The organism is Rhodococcus sp. MH15 (genome assembly GCF_019266045.1).
GTDB lineage: Bacteria > Actinomycetota > Actinomycetes > Mycobacteriales > Mycobacteriaceae > Rhodococcus_F > Rhodococcus_F qingshengii.
In genome coordinates this window covers 170,303-192,574 of record NZ_LPNP01000081.1, presented here as the reverse complement: position 1 = coordinate 192,574, position 22,272 = coordinate 170,303, and the positions used below count along the sequence as shown (strand labels likewise).

The window sequence follows — 22,272 nt, the reverse complement described above, 5'->3', positions numbered from 1 at the left end:
CACCTACAAGCAAAGCACGAGAAAGCGAGCGACCCACGTTTGAAACTTCGACCACTGGGTACATGTCTGCTCCTGAGGTGGCGGCACGCCACCATGAAGACAGGACGAACCTTGCATATGCGACGCGCCGCGGGTGCTGAGAACGTGGACGAAACCGCACGCGGAGATGAAGGCGGCGGTAAGAACGTTCTCACTCGGGCCATAACCGGCCCACTCCTTTTCGTGTTCATCCTCGGAGACGTCCTGGGCGCCGGTATCTACGCATTGGTGGGCGTCATCGCCGGTGAAGTTGGTGGAGCCGTCTGGGTACCACTGCTCGTAGCGCTCGTCATGGCATTGCTGACAGCAACGTCGTATGCCGAACTGGTCACCAAATATCCGCGAGCGGGCGGCGCAGCCGTCTTCGCCCAACGGGCGTATCGGAAACCACTGATCTCGTTCCTTGTCGGCTTCTCGATGCTGGCGGCCGGCGTAACCAGTGCGGCGGGACTCGCCCTCGCATTCTCGGGCGACTATCTCAAAGCCTTCATCGACGTCCCAACCGTTCCAGCGGCGCTCGTCTTCCTGCTCCTGGTGGGACTTCTCAATGCCAGAGGCATCAAGGAGTCGATGCGCGCCAACGTCGTCATGACAGTCGTGGAGGTCACCGGGCTCGTCCTCGTTGTCGTCCTCGCTTGCATAGTTCTCGGGCGCGGCGACGGAACCCTGAGCCGAGTCGTGGAGTTCGACGACAGCCGATCGCCTGCACTCGCGGTGCTGGCTGCGGCACTCCTCGCGTACTACTCTTTTGTCGGCTTCGAAACGTCCGCGAACGTCGCCGAAGAAGTGAAGAACGTGAGCAAGGTCTACCCACGCGCACTGTTCGGAGCATTGCTGACAGCCGGCGCCGCCTATGTCCTTGTCGGCCTGGCTGTCTCGGTGGTCCTGCCCGCCGACGAACTTGCTGCATCCTCCGGGCCACTGCTGGAAGTTGTGTCAGCTGCCGATGTCGGTGTTCCGCCTCGCCTGTTCAGTCTGATCGCGTTGGTCGCCGTCGCCAACGGCGCACTGCTGACAATGATCATGGCGAGCAGGCTGACCTACGGGATGGCATCGGAAGGCTTGCTCCCGAGCGTCTTCGCTCGGGTACTGCCGCAGCGACGGACCCCCTGGGTGGCGATTATCGCGACCACCGCCGTCGCCATGGCTCTCTGCGTCACCGGATCGCTGTCAGCCCTGGCGGAGACGGTGGTACTCCTGCTGCTTTTCGTATTCATCAGCACCAACATCGCCGTCCTGGTTCTGCGCCGTGACGCAGTGCAACACAAACACTTCCGAACGCCGATCATCTTCCCGATCCTCGCTCTCGGTACGTGCGTTGCGTTGCTCACCCAGCAGAGCGCTGCGACGTGGTTACGCGCATCATTACTCTTGGCCGTCGGAGTAGTGCTGTACGCCCTCTCCCACCGCCGATCCACGAAGTGAGGTGCGATGTACAGGAGCCGGTGTGATGACCGACAGTTCTGACGCGTCAGATGTAATTCAGCGTCGAGAGCGAAAGATCAACAGGCGAACCCTGACGTACGGCGTGTCAGTCGTTCTGGCTACCGCGGTTTTGGTTATCGCGATCGTGTGGTTGGGCTCCCGGCGGGGCGAATGCTTCGGTACCGACACCTTGCTGTGCTCACAGAAGGATCGCCGACTGGCGGTCTTCGTCCCGAGCCTGATGTTGCTGCTCGGGACCGTGGGCGCGTTCTTGCGAGCCTCCCTGCGATTGCACCGTCTGCGGCGCCTCTACATCCGGCCGTACATGGCGTGGCTCCTGACGGGGCTTACCCTGGTTTACCTGGCGGGAGCCTTCATCTTTATCGAGGGCAACATTCTCTGAATACATCTGTTCGGCAATCGGATTCACTGACCGAAGCGGTAGCCGTTGTTCAGAATCGTGTGTCGTCGATGGCGGTAAGGACCACTTCTCGAACCGATGACGAAGACGACAGATTCGAGATGGAGCGCACGGTATCCACGACGTCGTGCACGGGAACCAGGGACCCATCTCCGCGGGCGGCAGCGATGTCTCGGGGCACATCGAGTCCATCTTCCGTGTTGAGATATCCGAGGTGAAGCACCGTCACTGCGAGTCGGTCCTTCCGGTAGCCCTCTCTCAACGCGTCGGCAATGCCGTTGATCGCGGACTTCGATGCACCGAAGGCAACCTCCGGCCTACCGCTTCGCGGGAGTCCCGAGGTGGACCCGGTCAAGATGATCCGCGGTCGAGGACGGCCGATCATTCTCGGGATCAGGCGCTTGAGCAGGAGAATTGTGGCCGTGATGTTGGCGTTGATCATTTCGAGCATTTCGACATCAGATTGATCTGTGAACGCATAATCGGAAGTGAAGGCATCCCCTTCCCAAATTCCGACGTTGCAGATCAGGGTATCTACACCACCGACAAGCTCCTGATCGATCGAATTCGCTGCCGTAACAGGGTCGGTCAGGTCGGCTTCGATCCACTCGGAGACGTCGAACCCGTCAGGACGCCGACGCGATATGCCGAGAACTTCGTCGCCATCGCTCCTCAGACCCTCGATCAAAGCACGACCAAGACCTCGGCTCGCACCGACAACAACCGCCCTCGCCACAATTACACCCTTCGCCGTCGCTCGAACCGATCCTATCGATCCAGCCGTCGCCGGTAGTTTCGTCGAGAAGCGAGAGACTCAGATTCGCACCGTAGTGCAGCTGGACAACTACGGGCTCGCCAATATTTCAGCCAGGGCACTGGCGAACTCGCGTGCTTGGTCAGAGGTGATGGTGGAGGCGGTCACACGAAGTGCCCGGTGGCACTGACCCGGCGTCGCCGAGAACTGACTTCCGTCCCGCACGAGCCAGCCAGACTCGGCGAGTCGCTCGACAATCGGTTCGGAATCCCGATCCAGCGGAACCCAGACATTGAGTCCGTCGAAAGTGTCAGGAACCTCGATATCATGTTCTGACAGTGCAGATTTCAGAAGGGTTCGGCGGCGCTCGTAGACAGCGCGAGCATTGGCGAGGCCGTCGATCACCGTCGGATCACTCAGCAGTTCAGCACTCAAGCGCTGCTGCAGGTGACTGACCCAGTTGGCGCCCGACCGGAGATGAGTGCTCAGCCGAATGCCGGTGTCGAGGTCCGAGGCGACCACTGCCACGCGCAGGTCGGGCCCGAGAAATTTCGACACGGAACGAACAAGCGCCCACCGCGTCGTGCTCATCGGAGCGAGCCGACAGTACCGATTGCTGGACACGGCAGAGAAGTGATCGTCCTCGATTACCAGAACGTGAGGGAACTCGGCCAGGATGCTTCCGAGAATCGCCGCTCGGTCGGCGCTCATGCTGACCCCGGTGGGGTTGTGCGCACGAGGGGTGCAAATAATCGCGCGCACACCACTTTCGAGAGCACGCAGCAGCCCTTGCGGGGTAATACCCGAAGTGTCGATGTCCATCGGTACCGCTCGGAAGCTGTTGGCTTTGAGCGTTCCGATGCTCGCCAGGAAGCACGGATCCTCGATCGCGACGGCGTCACCTCGGGTCAAATGAGCGGTCAACAGTCGCTCGACCGCGTCAACGGCACCGTTGGTGATGGTGATCGAACACGGCCTTGGAACCTCGTCCTCGATCGAGGAACGTGCCCAGGAATCGAGTAGAGGCTCGGTGGCTGCGGCGCCGTACAACCGGGGCGTGTAAGTGGTCCGGTCCAACGAGGCTCTGAGATCAGGCAGCAATGCCGGATCAGGATTTCCGCTGGCGAGATCCACGCTGCCAGGAAGAGCGATACCGCCTTCTCCTTCCAGGGACGGTATGGCTCGCACGAAGCTGCCGCGCCGGCCCTGTGTCTCCACAACTCCCGCCGCCACGAGCAAGCGATAGGCTCCGGCAACTGTGTTCCGGTGAACCTCGAGATCGTCGGCCAAGGCCCGTATGGGCGGCAACGCATCCCCTGGAGCCAGTACCCCAGCACTGATGAGATTGCGGATGCCCTCGGAAATCTCGCCCGCTGTCCCGCGGACGACATAGAGCCTCACCTGGTCCGCCACAGTGCTGGTCACAGGCTCACTCTATTAGCACATGACAAAACCTCCACGCTGTGACACATTGTCACATGACAAAAAATCTGCGAGGAGACACATGATACTGCCCGGACAATTCCGCCTCTCGGACGACGCGGTCGCCGACTCTCTCCGCGCCGGTGGATTCGGACACCTGGTCACACCGGGCCCCGAGACCCTCGAAGTCACGTCGATGCCACTGCTGTACAACGCCGAAGGAAACGTGTTGGAGGGGCATCTCGCCCGGACGAATCCGCATTGGCGATACACCGGGACATCGGAGTCTCTGGTGATCCTCCCCGGCGCCGACGCCTACGTGAGCCCCGAGTTCTACCCGAGCAAGAGCGTCCACGGGAAGGTTGTCCCGACGTGGAACTACGAAGTTCTCTACGTCTACGGCCAACTGGTTGCGCACGACGACGAGCAGTGGCTGCGTGCTCATGTCACCGCACTGACAGCTCGACATGAATCCGGCCGTGAGAACGAATGGAAGGTCACCGACGCGCCGCCGCAGTTCGTCGATGCGCAGCTGCGAGGGATTGTGGGGATCGAACTGCACGTGGCCCGTGTCTACGGAAAAGCGAAGTTGAACCAAAACCGTTCCCCCGCTGATCGCTCCGGCGTCATCCGGGGTCTGGAGAAGGGCTCATTCTCCGAACGAGAGACCGCCGCAGCGATGGTCGCCGCCGGCCTCGACAACGGTTGACCGTTACGCCGTCGTCGTACGCCTTGTCTAGTCGCACATTCAGGTGAGCGGTTTTCCACCCGTCACGCCGATGACTTCCCCAGTGGTGTAACTGGATTCGCCAGAGGCGAGAAATACATAGGCGGGAGCAAGCTCGGCCGGCTGACCTGCCCGCCCGAGCGGAACGTCGTCCCCGAACGTCTCGAACTTCTCCTTGGGCATCGTCGCCGGAATCAGTGGCGTCCAAATCGGTCCAGGTGCAACGGCATTGACCCTGATTCCCTTTCGTGCGACATCGGCGGCCAGCCCCTTGGTGAAGTCGATGATGCCCGCCTTTGTCGTGGCGTAATCGAGCAGCTCGGGCGACGGGGACGCACCTTGGATGGACGAGGTATTCACGATCGTCGATCCGGGCTCCATCTGCGCGATCGCTGCTTTGGAGAGCCAAAATAGTGCGTAGAGGTTGGTTTTCATCACACGGTCGAATTGTTCGGTGGTGATATCGGCGATGCCGCCCATCTGCACCATCTGAAACGCGGCGTTGTTCACCAAGATGTCGAGTCCGCCGAGTTCACGCACCGCGGTTTCGACCAAAGCAGAACAGTGTTCCTCGCTTCGGAGATCTCCCGGCACCGAGACGGCTTTGCGACCTGCCTCCTCGACCCAGCGAGCGGTTTCCCGAGCGTCCTGTTCTTCCTCGTCGAGATAACTCAGGACAACGTCCGCGCCTTCTCTGGCAAATGCAATCGCGACCGCACGTCCGATGCCCGAATCTGCTCCGGTGACAATCGCACGCCTTCCTTCGAGTCGACCGCTTCCTCGATAGGTGTTTTCACCGTGGTCGGGAGGAGAAATCATGTCTGCGGTGAGACCGGGGTGTGCGATCTCCGCCTGCCGCTCACGCACAGGAGCGGGGAACCGCGTGGTCGGGTCCTGCATTGCGTACTGGTCCGGCATATCGATACTCCTCAGGTGACGCAGTTTCTCGTGGGCTTCTGGATGGATGCACCGCACATGCCTCCTTCCCGCCGAATAGAAATCGAAACCTCGGGGTGGCCGGGATCTCACTCGTCCTGGCGCCGACGATCTCGGTGCGTCGACCCCACTTGTTCGTTGTGGTTACTACGCGGTAGGTCGGGGTAGCCCGCGTAGCGGCGGTGGCTCCGCGACCCGCGGAGCACTCGTCGAGCAGAAGCTGAACATCACGTAAAGCACGCACCGACGAAGGGACGACCCCGATATGAGCAACTCCGAAACCACGTCCGCCTTGATCACCCAGTTACGCATCCTCCTCGGTCTGACGCACACCGAGATCCAGATCGCCGAAACGCGCGTCGCACAGGCCAGAACCGAGGCTGTTCGACGCGAATTGACGGAAAACGCAGAGAACGGCCGTGAAAGGGCGAGTTCCATAGAGTCCACTGTTCGCGATCTGGGGGGCGTGCCGGAATTGATCGGTCCGTTCATCGGACGCGCGACAGCCGGAGTGAAAGCGATGGTCGAACAGGCTCAGCCCTTCGACGAAGCGGTATTGGGAGACCTTGCGCTCGAACATCAACTCCTCGACCGCTCCCGCTACCTCAAGGCCCTGGCCACTGCCGGCGGCGATCAGACCGTCGCGGTGTTGGCCGACCGCCTCATCGCTGCACACTCCGCGACCGTGGACTGGCTCACGACTGTCTTGGCCGAAGAGGCGCTCGGTGGACCGGCAGCTTTGCGCCGCACACCGATGCAAGCTGCCACCGGCGCGGCGATACGGCTGGTCAACGTTCCGGTCTCCTGGTCCACCCGCAGTCTCGACCGTGCCATCGACGCTGTTCGCACCTCACCGCCGGTACTGGGTGAGCTGATCAGCTGGGGCGCATATGCCGGTGACGTGACTGTGAAAACACTCTCGGCCAGTAGGGATGCGGCCATCGCCACGGCTGAGAAGGTCACTCGCCGAGAAGGTGCTGACGGTGCCGCCGACGTCTTCCGTTCGGTACGGAAGTCGAGTGGGCTACTCGACCCCACTGAACTTCCCATCGAAGACTTCGACGAACTCAACGTCACCCAAGCCGTCTCCGCCGTGAAGGAACTGACCGACGCCGCACAGGTGCGGGACATCGTTGCGTACGAGGAAGCGCACAAGAACCGACACGGCGTCGTATCCGCTGCCCAGGCAAGACTCGCAGCGATCGCCCAGGAAGTCGTCGGAATCAACTAGAGCGTTCAATCGACATATCGAGAGTCCGACTCTCGGAACCGCGAGCACTGGACCTCGTGAAAGCGGGATTCGCGGCCAGGGGCACCCGAGACCGTCAAGAAGATGACAGCGGCTCTCGAAGCCCTCTGATCAGTTCGACGCGCGCGGAATCGAGAATTTCCTCGGAGAGCGGGGAACCCTTGGTAGCTCGCGAAAGAACCAGTGCACCGAGCATGGTGGAGAGCCGGAGGAGACCGACAGCTTCGTCGTCGGCAAGAGCTGCGGCAAAATCCCCCACTCCCTCCGTGTAAACCCGACGGGCCTCGCTGTCTGCAGGCTCGCGCGCCATGTCGGCGGCGAGCGCAGCAGCGGGGCATCCGTCTGCCGGGTTGTCGCGATGCGCCACCGAGAGATAGGTATCGATCAAAGCTTTTCGGGCGGAGTCACGTTGCCCTACATACTCTTCGAGTCCCGCAGAGTGCAGCTGGGCCAGTTCCTTGAAGGCGTGGGTGGTCGCTTCGTCGATGAGAGCGTCCTTGGACGCGAACTGCTTGTAGAAGCCACCGTGGGTCAGCCCCGACGCCTTCATCAGGTCGGCGACGCTGAGGTGAGTGCCCTTCTCTCGGAACAGTCGGGCTGCGGTTTCCACGACGCGCCGACGGTTCTCTTCCGCTTGTTGCTGCGATACGCGGCCCATCACAACGCCTTCCAGTTTGGATTTCACTTGACATCTATCCTAGCTGATACTTAGATTTGATTCATAATCTAAATGTCACGAGCAATCACAACTCTGGGAGAATCATGGACCTGAACAAGACGGTTGCGGTCGTCACAGGAGCCAATCGCGGGCTCGGACACCATCTGGCTGCGGGACTCGTCGAGCGCGGCGCAAAGGTGTACGCGGCTGCGCGCAATCCGGAATCTGTCGATCTACCCGGTGTCATCCCCCTGAGGTTGGACGTGACGGACGCCGAATCGATAACCGCCGCCGCGCAAATCGCATCGGATGTGACCTTGCTGGTCAACAACGCAGGCATCTCTACCTCGGCGCCCTTGATCGGGGGCGACATCGATGACATTCGACGAGAGATGGACGTCAACTTCTACGGCCCGCTCGCCGTGACCCGGGCGTTTGCTCCTGTCATCGAAAACAACGACGGCGGAACAATACTCAATGTTCTGTCGGTGCTGTCCTGGTTCCATCCAGCCGCGCTCGGGTCTTACGCGTCGTCGAAAGCAGCGGCCTGGGCGATGACCGACGCCGTTCGAGAAGAACTTGCGCCGCGCAAAATCTCCGTATCGGCACTGCATGTCGCATACATGGATACCGACATGGCCGCTGGCGTACCCGCCGAACAGAAGATCGATCCTGCCGACGTCGCCGCGCAAGCACTGGACGGTATCGAAAGCGGGCTCGCCGAGATCCTCGCTGACGACACCACCCGGTACGTCAAGGGGAGTCTGTCCTCGTCGAACTCCGAGTAAGCAAGGGACTGCAGACTAGTGACGCTTACCCCACCGTTTTGAGGCTGGCCAATCTGCTCAGGATCGGTGCCCGCCAAGCTGCGAGGTCTTCCGGACCGTTCTCTTCCCACAACTCGTACAACTCCGAAGTGTCACTGTCGGAAACTGCACGCTCGAGTGCGGCGAGGACCCAACTCTTCTGCTCCGGGCTCAAGGTGCTGACGTACCCGGCGGCGTCAATTCCATCCAGCTGCACAGGCTTCGGCGCAACGCCGTGCGCAACCGCAAGAATCTCGGCGACGGCAATTGCTGTTTGAGCATCATCGGCATCGAGATAACCGCCATCGGGGTGGCTAGCGTAATCGTCGATGTCGTAGTCACCCGCCTGTACTGCGCTGAGCAGGTCGCCCGCTACGTCGTTGTCGAAAGGTCCTGAACCCCAAGTCCCCATGCTGTCTCTCCGATCCGTACCCGGCGCACCTGTCGTAAAGATATTAGTGAATCACAGGCTTCGGCCAGGACCCTCGGGCTGGAAGTACTGCGTTCGCCGGAAATCGACATCAGCGCAACGGCACGCGAAGGATGCGGTCATCACCGGGGTTGGGGTCGCCGCGTCCGTCGGTGTTGTTCGTCAGTATCCACAGCGACCCGTCCGGTGCGACTACAACATCACGGAGGCGCCCGTATTCGTCGACGAATTGCTCGTCGGCGGTCGCGGGATCGGTCAAGGGCACCGTGCGGAGTCGCTCACCACGAAGATTGGCGATGTAGATCGTGCCGTCGTGGATGGCGATTCCGCTGGGACTGGCATCGTCAGGTGACCATTGTTGGAGCGGGTCGATGAATCCGTCTTCACCCGCAATCCCTTCGACCTCGGGCCACCCGTAGTTTCCGCCTGCTTCGATCTTGTTGAGCTCGTCCCAGGTGTCCTGCCCGAACTCGCTGGCGTACATCGTGCCGTCCTCGGTCCAGGCAATGCCCTGGGAGTTGCGGTGGCCGTAGCTGTAGACAAACGAGTTCGGAAATGGATTATCTAGCGGCACATCGCCATCCGGAGTCATTCGAAGGATTTTCCCGGACATCGAGTCGAGGTCCTGAGCTCTGTCTCGACTACCGGCATCACCGACGGTCACGTACAGCATCCCGTCCGGGCCGAACGCGATGCGACCACCGTTGTGGTAGTTGGCCGAAGCGAGCCCGTCGAGAATCGTCTCGGCCGGCCCGAGCGCGAATTCCCCCGGAGCACCGATGATGTCGAAGCGTTCGATCCGGTTCTCCCCGTTCGCGGTGAAGTACGCGTACAGGCGGTTTTCACGTGCTGCGATCCCTAGTAAACCGCCCTCACCCCTGGGGCTGACGCCGGCGACGACACCCACCTCGCGGCTGTTTCCGCCGGCGTCGAGTTCGAGGATTCGCGCGCTGTCGCGCTCACTGACAAGTGGTGTATCGCCGTGGAATTCGATCGACCAGGGCGCGTCCAAGCCGTCGGCGACGGTCTCGGGTTCACCGAAGGCCGCGGCGGGCGCCGATCGTGTTGTCGTGCTTGCCTGCGGACCGGGCCCTTCAGGATCCTCGCTACCGCAGGCCGTCAGGAAGGCCGAAAGGAGCACGGCGGCGCCAAGCCCTCGGATCTGTCGTCGTGTCATGGGCGCGCCTCCCGGGTTCAGGCAGTCTTTGCGCCGACGGTAGCGCGCAATCGGCCACACCGGGAGTCCCTTCGAGTACCCCCAACGACCGGGACTCCCTCGCAGGCGACAGGCGTGATGCCCTGGACGGGTGCGCCACGACATGCGCGTCGTCAACAGAAAGAGAACTGACCACCTCATGATTTCCGCCCCGACCGTCGAAGAAACCGGCCGCCTGCCGCTCGTGATCTACGTGCTGGCCGTCGGAGTTTTCTTGATGGGTACAACCGAATTCGTCGTCGCCGGCATTCTTCCCGAGATCGCGGGTGACCTCGGTACGTCGATAGCGAACGTCGGCCTGATGATCACCGTCTTCGCGATCGGAATGATCGTCGGCACGCCGGCGATGGCGATCTTGACACTCAGGGTTCCCCGACGCGTGACCTTGAGCTCGGCCCTGATTGTTTTCGCGATCGGACACGTCATCGTCGCGCTCTCGTCCAACTTCGGACTCATTCTCGGCGCCCGCTTCCTCACAGCCGTGGCGACGGGCGCCTTCTGGGCAGTCGCTGCAGTGGTCGGAGCAAAAGCGGCAGGCCCGGCGTCTTCCTCGCGCGCGCTCGGCATCGTCTTGGGCGGAGGCATGCTCGCGAACGTCATCGGTGTTCCGCTCGGCGCTCTGGCCGGTCAGAGCATCGGGTGGCGTGGTCCTTTCTGGGCCCTCGCCGCCCTCGCACTCGTCGCCGCGGCCGTCGTCCACCGATTGGTACCCGCCGACACCGAATCCGGTGCGGTGCCGTCCTGGCGAGCGGAGATCGCGAGCCTACGGGACGGACGCATCTGGCTCGTTCTGTCCGGTTGCGCCGTCGTGTGCGGGTCGTCGCTGGCGGCGTACAGCTTCATCTCTCCGCTGTTGACCGAGAACACGGGACTTGCTGCGTCAGCAGTGCCGCTAGTGCTTGTCGGCTACGGACTCGGTGCGTTCGTCGGCTCCAATCTCGGCGGTCGACTCGGTGCGAAGCATCAGTACGGGGTCTTGTTCGTCTCGGCAGCGATGACGTTTCTCGTGCTCGGGGCGCTCTGCCTCTTCTCGCACAACGTGATCGTGACGGTGATTCTCGTAGTCATGCTGGGACTATTCGGCATGTCGACCAATCCCATCCTGATCGGGATGGCTGTGCGTTATGCCGATCAGGCGCCGACGATGGCTTCTGCTCTCAGCACCTCGTCGTTCAATCTGGGCACGGCGGTCGGCTCCTGGATCGCCGGGTTTGCGTTCGCCTCGAGTCTCGGTGCCACTGGGCCGGTGTTGGTAGGCACCGGCGTTGCCGCTCTCTACTTTCTGCCGCTGATGATCCTGTTGCGCAAGGAACGCACGAAGCGCACCACCGTCGAAGTCGTCAACTGACGACCCGATCAACCGTCGCGCAGTTCGTCAGCCGTCCGTCAGCGACCGCTCCGACACGTGAGGCGAAGAGTCCGCATTCTCACTGGCTGCCAACGAGGCGAGTAACTGCATCCGTTCCGCGGACGGCGATCCCGGCTCTGCGGTGTAGATCGTGAGCGTCAACCCCGGCTCGGCGGCCATCTCCAAACCTTCGAAGGCAAGCGTCAGCTCCCCCACGGCGGAGTGGTGAAATGTCTTGAATCCGGTGCCGTGATGGCGGACGTCGTGCGCGCCCCACCGACGCCGGAATTCCTCACTCCGAGTGCTGAGTTCACCGATCAGATCGTGCAATTCCTTGTTGTGAGGATCTCGCCCGGCCTCGGTTCGCAGAATCGAGACGGTCACCTCGGCAAACTCGTTCCAGTCCGGATAAAACTCGAAAGCCCATTCGTCGAGGAACGTGAAGCGCGCGATGTTCGGGGGCTGCCCCGGCATGTCGTAGAGGTCCTTGTAGAACGCACGCGCGAGTGGGTTGACAGCAAGAAGATCCATGCGACCGTTCCGCACGAAAGCGGGTCCCGCGGTGACTGCATCAAGCTCCCACTGCAGGCTCTGATGGGGCTTCCAGCCCTTCGCATTTCGCCGACGCGGGGGTCTGGCCACCGGGCTTGCCGCGTGCGCGAGATCAAATAGGTGGGCGCGCTCGGCGTCGTCGAGTCGTAAGGCCTTCGCGATACTGTCGAGTACACCCGGCGATGCGCCGCTGATCGCTCCGCGCTCGAGCCTCGTGTAGTACTCGACGCTCACGCCGGCGAGGGTTGCCACTTCACTTCGACGTAGACCGTCCACGCGACGGTTCGATCCGGCCGGAAGTCCAACTTGTTCGGGCGTGACTCGGGCGCGCCGCGAGGTCAGGAATTCGCGTACTTGCGCTCGATCGTCCATGCCATCGAGCGTAAGTCAGTGACCGGTAGCGAGGGAGTCCCTCGCAGTACCACTATCGCGCGGGACTCCCGCACGCCGCCGAATCGTGATCAGGTTGAAGTGACACGAGAAAACCGATGGTGAGGAGCCACGTCATGCGCGCTGTCGTCATGCATGCCCCCGGCGACGTCCGGGTCGAAGAGATCGAAGCGCCGGTGATCGTCGAACCGACCGACGCGATCATTCGCGTTACAGCCACCTGCGTCTGCGGTTCCGACCTCTGGCCGTACCGCGGCATCGAAGAGCTGAATGGCCCGACGCCGATGGGACACGAATACGTGGGCGTCGTCGAACAGGTCGGCCCCGACGTCAACGACATCGAAGTTGGGGACTTCGTCGTGGGCTCGTTCGTCGCGTCGGACAACACCTGCGAAATCTGCGAGGCCGGCTTTCAGTCTCGCTGTATCCACCAGGTCATGATGGGCTCGGTCGGCACCCAATCCGAATACGCTCGCATCCCGCTCGCGGACGGCACCCTCGTCCCTGTCCACGGAGAGCCGACCGAGCGGCAGGCCCGCAGCCTCCTTGCAGCCTCCGACGTACTCGGCACCGGTTGGTTCGCCGCCGTAGCTGCGGAAGCCGGACCTGGCAAAACGGTCGCCGTCGTCGGCGACGGCGCAGTCGGACTTTTGGCGATCCTCGCTGCCAGACAACTCGGCGCCGAGCGGATCATTGCCATGTCACGTCACGCCGACCGGCAGGCACTCGCCACACAATTCGGCGCCACCGACATCGTCGAAGAGCGGGGCGACGCGGGCATCGCGAAGATCAAGGAACTCACCGGCGGCTACGGCGCCCACTCGACCGTCGAAGCCGTAGGCACCCAAGAATCGATGATGCAGGCTATCGGAGCTACCCGCCCCGGCGGACATGTCGGCTACGTCGGGGTATCCCACGGCGTCGAACTCGACGGCATGAACCTGTTCTTCGCGACGGTGAGCCTGCTCGGCGGTCCCGCGCCGGTCAGGCGATTCCTACCCGAACTGATCGAGCTCATCATGACCGACCAGATCGACCCAGGCATCGTCTTCGACCTCACTCTCCCGTTGGAGGACGCCGCCGCAGGCTACCGGGCGATGGACGAGCGGCGCGCCACCAAAGTGCTACTCACCCTCTGACCGATACCAAAGACTCACGAGACAGAACTGGGCTCTACACGCCGGCCGAGAAACGTCTCGGCTACCAACGAGAGGCGCTCTTGGTTTACCGAGCAGCATGTTCACTGATCACAGCGAATGCGTATGACGCCGAAGGTGAGGACGGGTACTTCGATTGGTGCGCAGCTGCTTTGATCGTAGAGGATGCTACGCGACTGATATGCACCCCCACCAGCGGAAACCGATTGTACGAGTGAATGTTTCAATGAGAGCGACTCGGCGCTACTTTGTAGCAACGGCACTCGTCTCTACCTACGGTTGCGTACTGAATTCCTTGTGGGGCAGGCTTTCTTGTGTACTGCTGACGAGCCGTATCTGCTGACGAACCGTATTGCTGACGAACCGTATTGCTGACGAACCAAGGTCGGAGAACAATGGGTCACTACAAAAGCAACGTGCGTGATATCGAGTTCAATCTGTTCGAGGTACTCGGGATCGGCGAACTGCTGGATGCCGGCGCTTACGGGGACCTCGACACCGACACTGTGCGCAACATTCTTGCGGAAGTATCGAGGCTGGCAGAAGGCCCGGTCGCCGCGTCCTTCGCCGACGCAGATCGGAACCCTGTCGAATTCGACGCACCCAACCACGCGGTAGTCGTCCCGGAACCCCTGCGCAAGACCGTCGAGGCGGTGAACGAGGCTGGTTGGTCGCGGCTCGGACTACCAGAGGGCATGGGCGGCGTTCCTGCTCCCGCGCCGCTGGTCTGGGCGATCGGCGAAATGTTGGTCGCGGCAAACGGATCGGCAAGCTTTTTCAACATGGGTCCACTGATGGCGAGCGTGCTCTACAGCATCGGCAACGAACAGCAAAAGCACTGGGCCAAAGAGGGGTTCGAGCGGGGCTGGGCCGGAACGATGGTGCTGACGGAACCCGATGCCGGCTCAGACGTGGGCGCAGGCCGAACGAAGGCGATCGAGCAGGACGACGGCACCTGGCACATCGAGGGCGTCAAGCGGTTCATCTCCGGCGGCGACGTCGGAGACACGGCCGAGAACCTCTTCCACTTGGTGCTTGCCCGACCCGAAGGCGCCGGTCCAGGAACCAAAGGATTGAGCCTGTTCTACGTTCCGAAGACCCATTTCAACTCGGACACACTTGAACTGGGAGAGCGCAACGGCGTCTACGTCACCGGCGTCGAACACAAGATGGGCCTCAAGTCGTCCCCGACCTGCGAACTCACCTTCGGTGCGACGGACGTTCCTGCCGTCGGCTGGCTCGTGGGTGATGTCCACAACGGTATCGCCCAGATGTTCCAGGTCATCGAGAACGCTCGAATGATGGTGGGCACCAAGGCTACCGGAACACTGTCCACCGGCTATCTCAACGCCCTCGAGTATGCGAAAGAACGAATTCAAGGTGCAGACCTCACCGAACTGACAAACAAGACCGCACCCCGTGTGGCCATTACGCATCACCCTGACGTCCGACGCAGCCTGGCGATGCAGAAGGCCTACGCCGAAGGCCTCCGAGCGGTCTACCTCTACACCGCTGCACACCAGAATGCCGATGTCGCCGAGTTGGTTTCGGGGGCGGATGCCGAATTGGCGGCGCGGGTCAACGATCTGCTGCTGCCGATCGTCAAGGGCGTCGGCTCCGAGAAGGCCTACGAACTGCTCACCGAGAGCCTGCAGACCCTGGGCGGCTCCGGTTATCTTCAGGACTACCCCATAGAGCAGTACATCCGCGATGCCAAGATCGACACCCTGTACGAGGGCACCACGGCAATCCAGGCGCAGGACTTCTTCTTTCGAAAGATCGCACGCGACCGCGGCGTTGCGCTCGCTCACGTAGCCGGTCGCATACGAGAGTTCATCGACAGTGAGGCCGGGAACGGTCGACTCAAGGCCGAGCGAGTCCTACTCGAGACCGCCTTGACCGACGTGCAGGAGATGGCCGGGACGCTCACCGGGTATCTGATGGCTTCCCAGGACCAACCCTCCGAGTTGTACAAGATAGGCCTCGGCTCGGTGCGCTTTCTGTACGCGGTAGGCGACCTGCTCATCGGATGGCGCCTGTTGGTGCAAGCGGAAGTCGCGTTGGCAGCCTTGGACCGTGACGCGTCGGCAAAGGACCGGTCGTTCTATCGGGGCAAGGTGGTGATCGCGTCGTACTTCGCCAAGAACATCCTGCCCGTCCTGGCGTCGACCAAAGAAATCCTGGGTTCCCTCGACAACGAGATCATGGAACTCGAGGAAGACGCATTCTGACAACGTGCCATGCGCGGTATGGGTGGTGCGCAACTCGGAATGCTTGCTGCGTGATTCAAACGTGGTCGTGAACCGGCGACGGAATCTTGTTGGAACGATAAGAGTCTGCGCTCCGGTTCGGCCGCCAGAGACGCCAGTGCTTCGCGGACAGCCGGAACGGGAGATGGTCTTGTAGGTGACGAGCACCGGACGACAACCGTTCGTCTGCAGGCAGGTTGAGCCACAGGGACAGTGAGGATGCGGCGTTGCCGAGGGTTGCGCGTATGCCTGACTCGCCGAGAATCCGGCCGTATCCATCCACGGCAAAACGGCCGAACGTGTCGGGGGTGATGTCGGGGTACGGCGCGCGGGCGTTGGGGTCGATCAGGCGTACGGGCGCGCTGCAGGTCAGTGCCGCCACAGAACGTCCGTGGGTTGTGACCGCATCGCAACCAACGAGGGCATCGAGCGCTTCGTTGACAGAACCAGGTGGGACGTTCCATTCAGTATGGGTTTGCGCTTTGTAGCGGGGCCCACCGAAGAGTTCGGTAGCGAACGATGACAACTGCGCGGTCGGCTCGGATGGCCCACTCTGGTAGATCTCGAACGTCCACGACGGCAACGACACTGGTTCGATGCAGGCTTCCAGAAATGTCTGCAGGCGTTGAAATGCCACGTCGGGGCGCTTGACTCGAAGCGAGTGTGCACCACTGGGCAGCCCGTCGTATGTCACTACCTCGGGCAATGTGATGTCCGGTGTCCGCGCCGTCACAGGTTAGCCAATCGCGAAAGCACTACCCCGGCTGGTTCCTCCGTCGCGTGGCGATAGCCAGTACCGGCCCACAGGTGCATTCGCTCGGGATCTGCCTGCGCAACAGCGGCTTTGCGCATCGGGTTGGTCAGGTGATGGATGGCCGGGTACCCGATGGGCGCTTGTGCGTCGTAGCGATCGATGAACTCGTTCCGAAGCGCCCGTGCAGGACGTCCCGTGAAAGCTCTTGTGACGACCGTGTTCCCGCGGGACGTGTCGGCCAGAGCTGCCTTGTGCGGAGCCGAGGCACCACTCTCCTCGGTGCGCAGCAGTACGGTACCGACCACTGCCGCGTCCGCTCCGGCACGTAAGGCAGCAGCGACGTCGGCGGAGGTCGCCAGTCCACCGGCCGCCAATAGCGGAACAGAGGTGCGATGACGGATTTGTGCGATCAGTTCGGTGATCGGTGTTTCTGCCGGAACCTGCAGGGGAGTGAGCGTTCCGGAGTGTCCGCCGGCAGCCGACGATTGCACGACAAGCAGATCGGCACCGGCGTCGACGGCAAGGAGCGCCTCTGCCTCCGAAGTCACTGTGAGGACGACAAGTGAACCGGCAGCGCGCAGCGCCTTGATGACGCCCGGTGCGGGAAAGCCGAAGGTGAAGCTGACCACCGGAACCGGGCTGGCCAGGAGCAGATCGATCTTGTCCGCGAAATAGTCGTCGTCTTCGACCGGCTCACCGTCAGCCAGTGTGATGCCGAAGCGATCCGCCTCGACCTGGATCGCCCTGGCATAGGCACGGTAGGCATCGACATCGACAGGCACCGGGTTGGGCGCAAAGACGTTGACACCGAAGGACACTCCCTCGGCGCGCACGGCGTCGATCTGTTCGGACAGAGCCTGAGGCGTCTTGTACCCGGCGGCGAGGAAGCCGAGACCGCCTGCGCGAGAGGCAGCAGCAACAAGTGCCGGTGTGGAAGCGCCGCCGGCCATGGGCGCTGCGATGACAGGGACCTTCAGGTCGAGATCGGTTGTGAGTGCGCTCATTCGAACATCTCCAGTCCTACGTCGGATAGTGCTCCGGCCGTTTCGTCATCTGACATCAAAAACTACCTCCTCAGTCGAGGTGGCTGTCCGAGGGTCCGCATCGAGATCGGAAGGGAATCGGAACCGCAAAACCGCGGCGGCCACTGCCGCGCCCAGAACGACGGCCGCACCCAACAGCAGAGCGTCGCGATACCCGTCTCGCAGCAACGGAGTGACAACGAGTGGGCCGAGAATCTGACCGACGCTGTATCCAGCGGTCAGCAACGCCACGGCGCGTGGGAACTGCAGGTGCGCGCCGATTGCCAACACAATTGACCCGATACCGAGGAAGGTGACACCGAACAGGAAAGCTGAAATCAGTGCGGGGCCGACGCCTCCGATCACAGCAGGAAGCGCTATGCCCACCGCCTGAATCAACAAGGCAACGAGAAGCAGAGTCGGCCTCGACCAACGCAGGCTGAGCCAAGCCCACAGGGCGCACGAGGGAAATGCGGCCAGACCGACCACTATCCAAGCGCCGCTGCCCACCCATTGCGGAGCGGCGAGATCGATTGCGGCAACAAGGAACGTGCCCGCGATGATGTAGCCGATGCCTTCCAGGAAATAACTGATGACCAGGGCGGTGAACCAGCGATGGGAACTGGGAGTTCCCGGCGCGTCCGGCGTGATGATCGGACGCGGTTCCGGCGTCAATCCCCAAGCGGCGACCGCACACACCACTGCAAGGCCCGCAGATGCCAGCCAGGCAGTACCCCAGGAACCGATGAAGCGGACGACGAACACGAGGACCCCGGACAGGGCGATACCCAACCCAACTCCGCCGAATCCCCATCCGGCCAGGAATTGGGACTGCCCCCGAAGGTGCGCGTGCAAAGCGCTGACGGCGATCATGAATACGAGGGCACTGGCAATGCCTGCGATGAGCCGCAGGGCGAACCAGATGGATCCGTCGTGGGTAGTGGGCATGAGCGCCAAAGTCGCGATGAGGACCACCAACGACGTACGCATCACCGCTGCCGAGCGCACCACGCCGGGAATGAGGATTCCCGCGAGCGCGCCGATCAGGTACCCGATGTAGTTGGCCGTCGCCAGGGTGGCGCCGAGCGAGGCGGACAGACCGGCCTGCGTGTGCATCAACGGCAGAATCGGTGTGTAGACGAATCGACCGATTCCCATGCTCGCCGCCAGCGCAGCGGCAGCTTGGACAGCGTGCGCTCGCGAGGAGACGCCGTTGCGGATTGTGGTCATGGTCTTATCGTGTGCCCCGGCCGCGCCGGACCGCCACGACCGCTTTGCTCCTGACTGATAGGCGCAACCTCCCACCGCACGTAGCATGAAGGATCGTGGAGCTGCGTCAGCTGAGATACTTCGAGGTCGTCGCCGAGGAACTGCACTTCGGCCGAGCCGCGGCAAGACTACTGATCGCCGGGCCGTCATTGTCGCAGCAGATCATGGCACTCGAGCGCGACCTCGGCGTCAAGCTGTTCGTCCGCGACCGCCGTTCCGTCGCTCTGACGCCAGCCGGCGCGGCCTTGCTCCCTGATGTCCGTGTGCTACTCGAGAATGCCGAGAATCTGCGGTGCCGCGCGGAGCGTCTGTCCGGAGCAGAGCCCGTCCGGATCGGCTACGTCAATTGGCTCCCCACGGATCTGATCGCGCGCACTTCAGGGGTCGCGCAACTGCACGTCGACGCCTGGGTGGTGCCATCACACGCACAGGCCGCGCGGGTAGCGGACGGCAGCCTCGACCTGGCGATCGCCTGGGTGCGGAAAACCGATGTCGCCCAACATGCTCTGAGCGCGAAACTGCTCGGTGCGGATCGGCTCTACGCGGTCTCCACCGGAGAGGACACCACACCGGTGCGGGCACGCGACGTCGTCGTACTCGTCGACGACGACACCACCTCCTGGTATTCGTGGAACGTCTTCGCCGAAGAATTCGCTCGCGATACCGGCGCACAGATCCTGCGCATCAACGACGGTGGTATCACCGGTCCGGCATTCTTCGATCACGTCCGTGCCGTCGGCCGTCCGGTCGTCAACTCGCCCAAAGGGCAGACCATCACGTTGCCAAGCGATCTCACTGCACGTCCGGTGATCGACCCCGCGGCGATCTGGACGTGGTCACTCCTGTGCCGCGAGAACGAAACGCGCCCTGCAGTTCTCGCGGCCGTCGACGCTCTCACCCGCGGCGTCACTGATCTCGAAATCCACGAAGACGGGATATGGCTACCCATGGACGATCCTTACCGGAGGACTCGATGACACGACGCGCTATTCGAGTTTTCTGGGGACGACGGCCGGAATCGGTGCAGGCCGTGGCCTCCCGGTGGCGTCGGACGTTGGAGCAAGTCGAGTTCCTGTTGCCCGAGTCGGTCGACGGGTCGTGGCAACAGATCCATTCCTCTGGACCTGCTACTGCCGTGACCGGCGACCAGTTGGCACAGGTCCTCGAGAACGCGCAGGCCGCCGAAGACTGGTCGGATCGTCTGGGGATCGGATTGAGGCTCGCATCCAGAGGAGGGCCCGAATGGGGGCTCGAACTCTCCGGCTTGGCGGGCGGCGAACCGGAAATCGTCCTACAGTCGATGATTCTCGCTGTCAGCGCGCCGGACGCCGTCGAAGTTCCTGAGACAGAACTACTTCGGATGCTCGCCGCGGTGTGGGAACCGGACTTCGGAGATGTCACCGACGACGACATCCTCGACGCTCTCGAAAACGAGTCCGACTATCGTGTCGGAGATCCCGTGATCGGCCGCTTCGGCTACCTCTCGTCCGCTCGCGCTGACGCGATCCCGGATGACCTGGCCGTAGACGTTACCGCGTTACCCGGCGGCGTGTTGCTACCGATCAGGGCCTGCGATGGGGTCGTTTTGGCTTACGAGCGCCTGCGCGAGACCGGCGCACTCGATCCGCTTCCACGTCCACTGGACCGCGCAGTCTTCTGAAGGCGGTTACCGTTCGTCGAGTTTGGGTAGCCCGGGCGTCGGAACGAAGTCTCGCCTCGGCACTACCGCCGAAAATGAACCGAAAGGCCAACCGCATGGTTGACGTCACCCGCAAATTCACCGCCGAGGTACCGATCGAGAAGGCTGCGGCGTTTCTCCGCGACTTCGCCAATGCGCCGACGTGGGATCCGGGCACCGAGAGTTGCACGCAGATCTCCGACGGTCCTGTCGGCGTCGGAACCCAATGGCACAACGTGTCGAAGCTGTTCGGCGTCACCACGGAACTGACGTACACGCTGGTGACCGACGAGCTGAATCACGTTGTTCTCGAAGGAAAGAACAAGACTGCCACCAGTACCGACGACATCACCTTGACTTCGGTGGGTCCGAACTCGACCGAGATCGAGTATCACGCGAACGTCGAGTTCAACGGTGCCGCCAAGATTGCGTCGCCTCTCCTGAAGGCGGGATTCGAAGCCAAAGTGGCACCGGAGACGGTGAAGAAGATGACGGAGGCCCTCGAAGCGCTCTGACAAGTCCGTCAGGTTCTTGTCACTGTGTGTTGCCGCCGCTCGCGCCACCGTTGCGAGCTTCGATGGCATCGATGGACTTCGTGAACGACTTTCCCAGCACTTGGGTGCCGACGAGTCCGAGTACCGACGCCAGGAGCTTTCCCTTGAGGTTCTTGCCGTCCCGGACCACGACGGCGTCGACATCGGTCAGGCCCGTCGGCTGCCGGGTCAGCGTGTAGGTATGGCTCGACGCCCCGCCCCACAGGTTGGAGTCGGTGGTTGTCATCACGACGCGGTGCGGGTCGGTCCAGTCGTAGTGCAGACGCTCCCAGATACCACTGGAGCCCTCGGTGACATCAGCATCGTGGGGTCCTTGTTGGTGCACTTTCAGGTAGCTGTCCGCACTGCGGCCGAAGATTTCCTCACGGCCCGGGCCGAAGTCGGTCAGGCCGGCAAGGACCTGTTCGGGCGTCGCAGTGGTCGTCTTGTGAAGATGGATCGTGGTCATGGCGCCTTCTTTCAACTGTGGATGATCCGGTGCTGAAAAAGCCGGGGAGTGACTCATCCAGCACACCACTCACACGAAATGAATGAAAGAGAATTGCTCGCCCTGTCTCGATCCGCTGTCTCGATCCGCTATTCGACGCCGCGCCGGCTGGCAGTGATTGCGCCGTGCGGCCTGTAGCCGCTCCCCGTCCGGGTATGGGTCTCGATCACGTCGAAACCCGCTGTGACCAGCACCTCGGCAAGTTCGATCACCGGCCATCGATAACCAGTCGTCGCGGCATGATCAAAAGGCTCTACCGTTGTGCCTTCGAAGAAGCCCACCAGCAACCCACCACCTGGGCGGATCACGCGCGCGAATTCAGCGAGCGGTGCCTCGATATCTTGCGGGTGATGGTGAATGAGCGAGTACCAGGACAGCACGCCGCCCAGTGAATTCGTTTTCGCGTCCAACGCCTCGAAGCCCCCGACCTCGAAGGAAAGATCCGGGTATTGGTTGCGTGCTCGTTCGACGAACTCGGGCACGAGATCGATCCCGCTCACAGCCAGCCCGCTCTGGGCCAGGAAGTCTGTCCACTGCCCCGGCCCGCACCCGGCGTCGAGCACGGGGCCGGTCAAAGTGACAGCCCAGCTGGTCACCAGGGCCCGATCAGATGCATGCGTCGAATCCATCGAGCCGAAGAGGTCCGTGTACTCCTGGGATCTGGCCGAATACGACTCTCGGACTACGTCGCGGCGCGTTGCACTCGAATTCTCCACGCCGTCAATAATT

The 22,272-nt window shown here is 62.3% G+C and carries 23 protein-coding genes; 11 read left to right on the top strand and 12 right to left on the bottom strand.

Features of this window, described 5'->3' with window-relative positions; translation table 11 throughout:
* Positions 1-93 precede the first annotated feature (93 nt).
* Positions 94-1,464 carry an APC family permease gene (locus ATN37_RS30010; protein ID WP_235867766.1) on the top strand — a complete coding sequence of 457 codons (1,371 nt, stop codon included), beginning with the start codon at positions 94-96 and terminating at the stop codon, positions 1,462-1,464.
* A gap of 25 nt (positions 1,465-1,489) precedes the next feature.
* On the top strand, positions 1,490-1,867 hold the full coding sequence (locus ATN37_RS30005) for a hypothetical protein (protein WP_218696035.1): 378 nt from the start codon (positions 1,490-1,492) through the stop codon (positions 1,865-1,867).
* Positions 1,868-1,916: 49 nt separating this feature from the next.
* Here the strand turns inward: ATN37_RS30005 and ATN37_RS30000 are convergent, their stop codons facing one another.
* Complete coding sequence (locus ATN37_RS30000) at positions 1,917-2,621, bottom strand: SDR family oxidoreductase (protein ID WP_218696034.1); 705 nt, start codon at positions 2,619-2,621, stop codon at positions 1,917-1,919.
* A 108-nt stretch (positions 2,622-2,729) separates the two neighbouring features.
* Positions 2,730-4,064 carry an aminotransferase class I/II-fold pyridoxal phosphate-dependent enzyme gene (locus tag ATN37_RS29995; RefSeq protein ID WP_231915169.1) on the bottom strand — a complete coding sequence of 445 codons (1,335 nt, stop codon included), beginning with the start codon at positions 4,062-4,064 and terminating at the stop codon, positions 2,730-2,732.
* Positions 4,065-4,143: 79 nt separating this feature from the next.
* Between ATN37_RS29995 and ATN37_RS29990 the strand changes: the two genes are divergently transcribed.
* On the top strand, positions 4,144-4,770 hold the full coding sequence (locus ATN37_RS29990) for an FMN-binding negative transcriptional regulator (protein ID WP_047889521.1): 627 nt from the start codon (positions 4,144-4,146) through the stop codon (positions 4,768-4,770).
* Between the two features lie 39 nt (positions 4,771-4,809).
* Here the strand turns inward: ATN37_RS29990 and ATN37_RS29985 are convergent, their stop codons facing one another.
* The gene (locus ATN37_RS29985; protein WP_007735622.1) at positions 4,810-5,706 is read right to left on the bottom strand and encodes an SDR family oxidoreductase; all 897 of its coding nucleotides are present in this window, start codon (positions 5,704-5,706) and stop codon (positions 4,810-4,812) included.
* 283 nt (positions 5,707-5,989) lie between these two features.
* On the opposite strand from ATN37_RS29985, the gene ATN37_RS29980 reads away from it, so the two are divergent.
* A complete protein-coding gene (locus ATN37_RS29980; protein ID WP_218696033.1) occupies positions 5,990-6,955 on the top strand; it encodes a ferritin-like domain-containing protein in 966 nt (321 codons plus the stop codon).
* A gap of 94 nt (positions 6,956-7,049) precedes the next feature.
* Here the strand turns inward: ATN37_RS29980 and ATN37_RS29975 are convergent, their stop codons facing one another.
* A complete protein-coding gene (locus ATN37_RS29975; protein WP_216637130.1) occupies positions 7,050-7,658 on the bottom strand; it encodes a TetR/AcrR family transcriptional regulator in 609 nt (202 codons plus the stop codon).
* Positions 7,659-7,735: 77 nt separating this feature from the next.
* Between ATN37_RS29975 and ATN37_RS29970 the strand changes: the two genes are divergently transcribed.
* Positions 7,736-8,419, top strand: a complete 684-nt coding sequence (locus ATN37_RS29970; RefSeq protein ID WP_054781323.1) for an SDR family oxidoreductase — start codon at positions 7,736-7,738, stop codon at positions 8,417-8,419.
* A 25-nt stretch (positions 8,420-8,444) separates the two neighbouring features.
* On the opposite strand, the gene ATN37_RS29965 is transcribed toward ATN37_RS29970, so the two are convergent.
* Both ATN37_RS29965 and ATN37_RS29960 read right to left on the bottom strand, forming a co-directional pair.
* The gene (locus tag ATN37_RS29965) at positions 8,445-8,849 is read right to left on the bottom strand and encodes a DUF4259 domain-containing protein (RefSeq protein WP_042448139.1); all 405 of its coding nucleotides are present in this window, start codon (positions 8,847-8,849) and stop codon (positions 8,445-8,447) included.
* Positions 8,850-8,958: 109 nt separating this feature from the next.
* Complete coding sequence (locus ATN37_RS29960; RefSeq protein ID WP_218696032.1) at positions 8,959-10,044, bottom strand: sorbosone dehydrogenase family protein; 1,086 nt, start codon at positions 10,042-10,044, stop codon at positions 8,959-8,961.
* A 178-nt stretch (positions 10,045-10,222) separates the two neighbouring features.
* Between ATN37_RS29960 and ATN37_RS29955 the strand changes: the two genes are divergently transcribed.
* On the top strand, positions 10,223-11,431 hold the full coding sequence (locus ATN37_RS29955) for an MFS transporter (protein WP_256933560.1): 1,209 nt from the start codon (positions 10,223-10,225) through the stop codon (positions 11,429-11,431).
* A gap of 27 nt (positions 11,432-11,458) precedes the next feature.
* Here ATN37_RS29955 and ATN37_RS29950 read toward each other — a convergent pair whose 3' ends face one another.
* Positions 11,459-12,355: a helix-turn-helix transcriptional regulator gene (locus ATN37_RS29950; RefSeq protein ID WP_217018081.1), complete on the bottom strand. Its 897-nt coding sequence runs from the start codon at positions 12,353-12,355 to the stop codon at positions 11,459-11,461.
* 134 nt (positions 12,356-12,489) lie between these two features.
* On the opposite strand from ATN37_RS29950, the gene ATN37_RS29945 reads away from it, so the two are divergent.
* Together ATN37_RS29945 and ATN37_RS29940 are read left to right on the top strand one after the other, a co-directional pair.
* Complete coding sequence (locus tag ATN37_RS29945; protein WP_030537173.1) at positions 12,490-13,512, top strand: zinc-dependent alcohol dehydrogenase family protein; 1,023 nt, start codon at positions 12,490-12,492, stop codon at positions 13,510-13,512.
* Positions 13,513-13,925: 413 nt separating this feature from the next.
* Entirely contained in the window at positions 13,926-15,761 is a 1,836-nt protein-coding gene (locus ATN37_RS29940; protein WP_217018084.1) for an acyl-CoA dehydrogenase, read from the top strand.
* A gap of 55 nt (positions 15,762-15,816) precedes the next feature.
* Here the strand turns inward: ATN37_RS29940 and ATN37_RS29935 are convergent, their stop codons facing one another.
* The 3 genes from ATN37_RS29935 to ATN37_RS29925 are packed head-to-tail and all read right to left on the bottom strand — an operon-like array spanning position 15,817 to position 18,785.
* Entirely contained in the window at positions 15,817-16,512 is a 696-nt protein-coding gene (locus ATN37_RS29935; protein ID WP_166502834.1) for a hypothetical protein, read from the bottom strand.
* Complete coding sequence (locus ATN37_RS29930) at positions 16,509-17,537, bottom strand: nitronate monooxygenase family protein (protein ID WP_075834859.1); 1,029 nt, start codon at positions 17,535-17,537, stop codon at positions 16,509-16,511. Before ATN37_RS29930 ends, ATN37_RS29935 begins: the two co-directional genes overlap by 4 nt.
* A 45-nt stretch (positions 17,538-17,582) precedes the next feature.
* Positions 17,583-18,785 carry a YbfB/YjiJ family MFS transporter gene (locus ATN37_RS29925; protein ID WP_166502835.1) on the bottom strand — a complete coding sequence of 401 codons (1,203 nt, stop codon included), beginning with the start codon at positions 18,783-18,785 and terminating at the stop codon, positions 17,583-17,585.
* Between the two features lie 95 nt (positions 18,786-18,880).
* Between ATN37_RS29925 and ATN37_RS29920 the strand changes: the two genes are divergently transcribed.
* The 3 genes from ATN37_RS29920 (at position 18,881) to ATN37_RS29910 (ending at position 21,017) form a co-directional block, all read left to right on the top strand.
* Entirely contained in the window at positions 18,881-19,801 is a 921-nt protein-coding gene (locus ATN37_RS29920) for a LysR family transcriptional regulator (protein WP_166502836.1), read from the top strand.
* Positions 19,798-20,484 carry a hypothetical protein gene (locus tag ATN37_RS29915; RefSeq protein ID WP_166502837.1) on the top strand — a complete coding sequence of 229 codons (687 nt, stop codon included), beginning with the start codon at positions 19,798-19,800 and terminating at the stop codon, positions 20,482-20,484. Before ATN37_RS29920 ends, ATN37_RS29915 begins: the two co-directional genes overlap by 4 nt.
* Before the next feature lie 95 nt (positions 20,485-20,579).
* Complete coding sequence (locus ATN37_RS29910; RefSeq protein WP_007735601.1) at positions 20,580-21,017, top strand: SRPBCC family protein; 438 nt, start codon at positions 20,580-20,582, stop codon at positions 21,015-21,017.
* Between the two features lie 19 nt (positions 21,018-21,036).
* Here ATN37_RS29910 and ATN37_RS29905 read toward each other — a convergent pair whose 3' ends face one another.
* Together ATN37_RS29905 and ATN37_RS29900 are read right to left on the bottom strand one after the other, a co-directional pair.
* A complete protein-coding gene (locus tag ATN37_RS29905; RefSeq protein WP_020971317.1) occupies positions 21,037-21,504 on the bottom strand; it encodes a hypothetical protein in 468 nt (155 codons plus the stop codon).
* Between the two features lie 128 nt (positions 21,505-21,632).
* On the bottom strand, positions 21,633-22,259 hold the full coding sequence (locus ATN37_RS29900; RefSeq protein WP_180279562.1) for a class I SAM-dependent methyltransferase: 627 nt from the start codon (positions 22,257-22,259) through the stop codon (positions 21,633-21,635).
* Between the last annotated feature and the right edge of the window lie 13 nt (positions 22,260-22,272).

Bases quoted from the DNA above. Each gene is read 5' to 3' on its own strand.
- ATN37_RS30010 (WP_235867766.1), top strand. From the start codon at position 94: ATGAAGACAGGACGAACCTTGCATATGCGACGCGCCGCGGGTGCTGAG.
- ATN37_RS30005 (WP_218696035.1), top strand. From the start codon at position 1,490: ATGACCGACAGTTCTGACGCGTCAGATGTAATTCAGCGTCGAGAGCGA.
- ATN37_RS29990 (WP_047889521.1), top strand. From the start codon at position 4,144: ATGATACTGCCCGGACAATTCCGCCTCTCGGACGACGCGGTCGCCGAC.
- ATN37_RS29985 (WP_007735622.1), bottom strand. From the start codon at position 5,706: ATGCCGGACCAGTACGCAATGCAGGACCCGACCACGCGGTTCCCCGCT.
- ATN37_RS29980 (WP_218696033.1), top strand. From the start codon at position 5,990: ATGAGCAACTCCGAAACCACGTCCGCCTTGATCACCCAGTTACGCATC.
- ATN37_RS29970 (WP_054781323.1), top strand. From the start codon at position 7,736: ATGGACCTGAACAAGACGGTTGCGGTCGTCACAGGAGCCAATCGCGGG.
- ATN37_RS29965 (WP_042448139.1), bottom strand. From the start codon at position 8,849: ATGGGGACTTGGGGTTCAGGACCTTTCGACAACGACGTAGCGGGCGAC.
- ATN37_RS29960 (WP_218696032.1), bottom strand. From the start codon at position 10,044: ATGACACGACGACAGATCCGAGGGCTTGGCGCCGCCGTGCTCCTTTCG.
- ATN37_RS29955 (WP_256933560.1), top strand. From the start codon at position 10,223: ATGATTTCCGCCCCGACCGTCGAAGAAACCGGCCGCCTGCCGCTCGTG.
- ATN37_RS29950 (WP_217018081.1), bottom strand. From the start codon at position 12,355: ATGGACGATCGAGCGCAAGTACGCGAATTCCTGACCTCGCGGCGCGCC.
- ATN37_RS29945 (WP_030537173.1), top strand. From the start codon at position 12,490: ATGCGCGCTGTCGTCATGCATGCCCCCGGCGACGTCCGGGTCGAAGAG.
- ATN37_RS29940 (WP_217018084.1), top strand. From the start codon at position 13,926: ATGGGTCACTACAAAAGCAACGTGCGTGATATCGAGTTCAATCTGTTC.
- ATN37_RS29930 (WP_075834859.1), bottom strand. From the start codon at position 17,537: ATGAGCGCACTCACAACCGATCTCGACCTGAAGGTCCCTGTCATCGCA.
- ATN37_RS29925 (WP_166502835.1), bottom strand. From the start codon at position 18,785: ATGACCACAATCCGCAACGGCGTCTCCTCGCGAGCGCACGCTGTCCAA.
- ATN37_RS29915 (WP_166502837.1), top strand. From the start codon at position 19,798: ATGACACGACGCGCTATTCGAGTTTTCTGGGGACGACGGCCGGAATCG.
- ATN37_RS29910 (WP_007735601.1), top strand. From the start codon at position 20,580: ATGGTTGACGTCACCCGCAAATTCACCGCCGAGGTACCGATCGAGAAG.
- ATN37_RS29905 (WP_020971317.1), bottom strand. From the start codon at position 21,504: ATGACCACGATCCATCTTCACAAGACGACCACTGCGACGCCCGAACAG.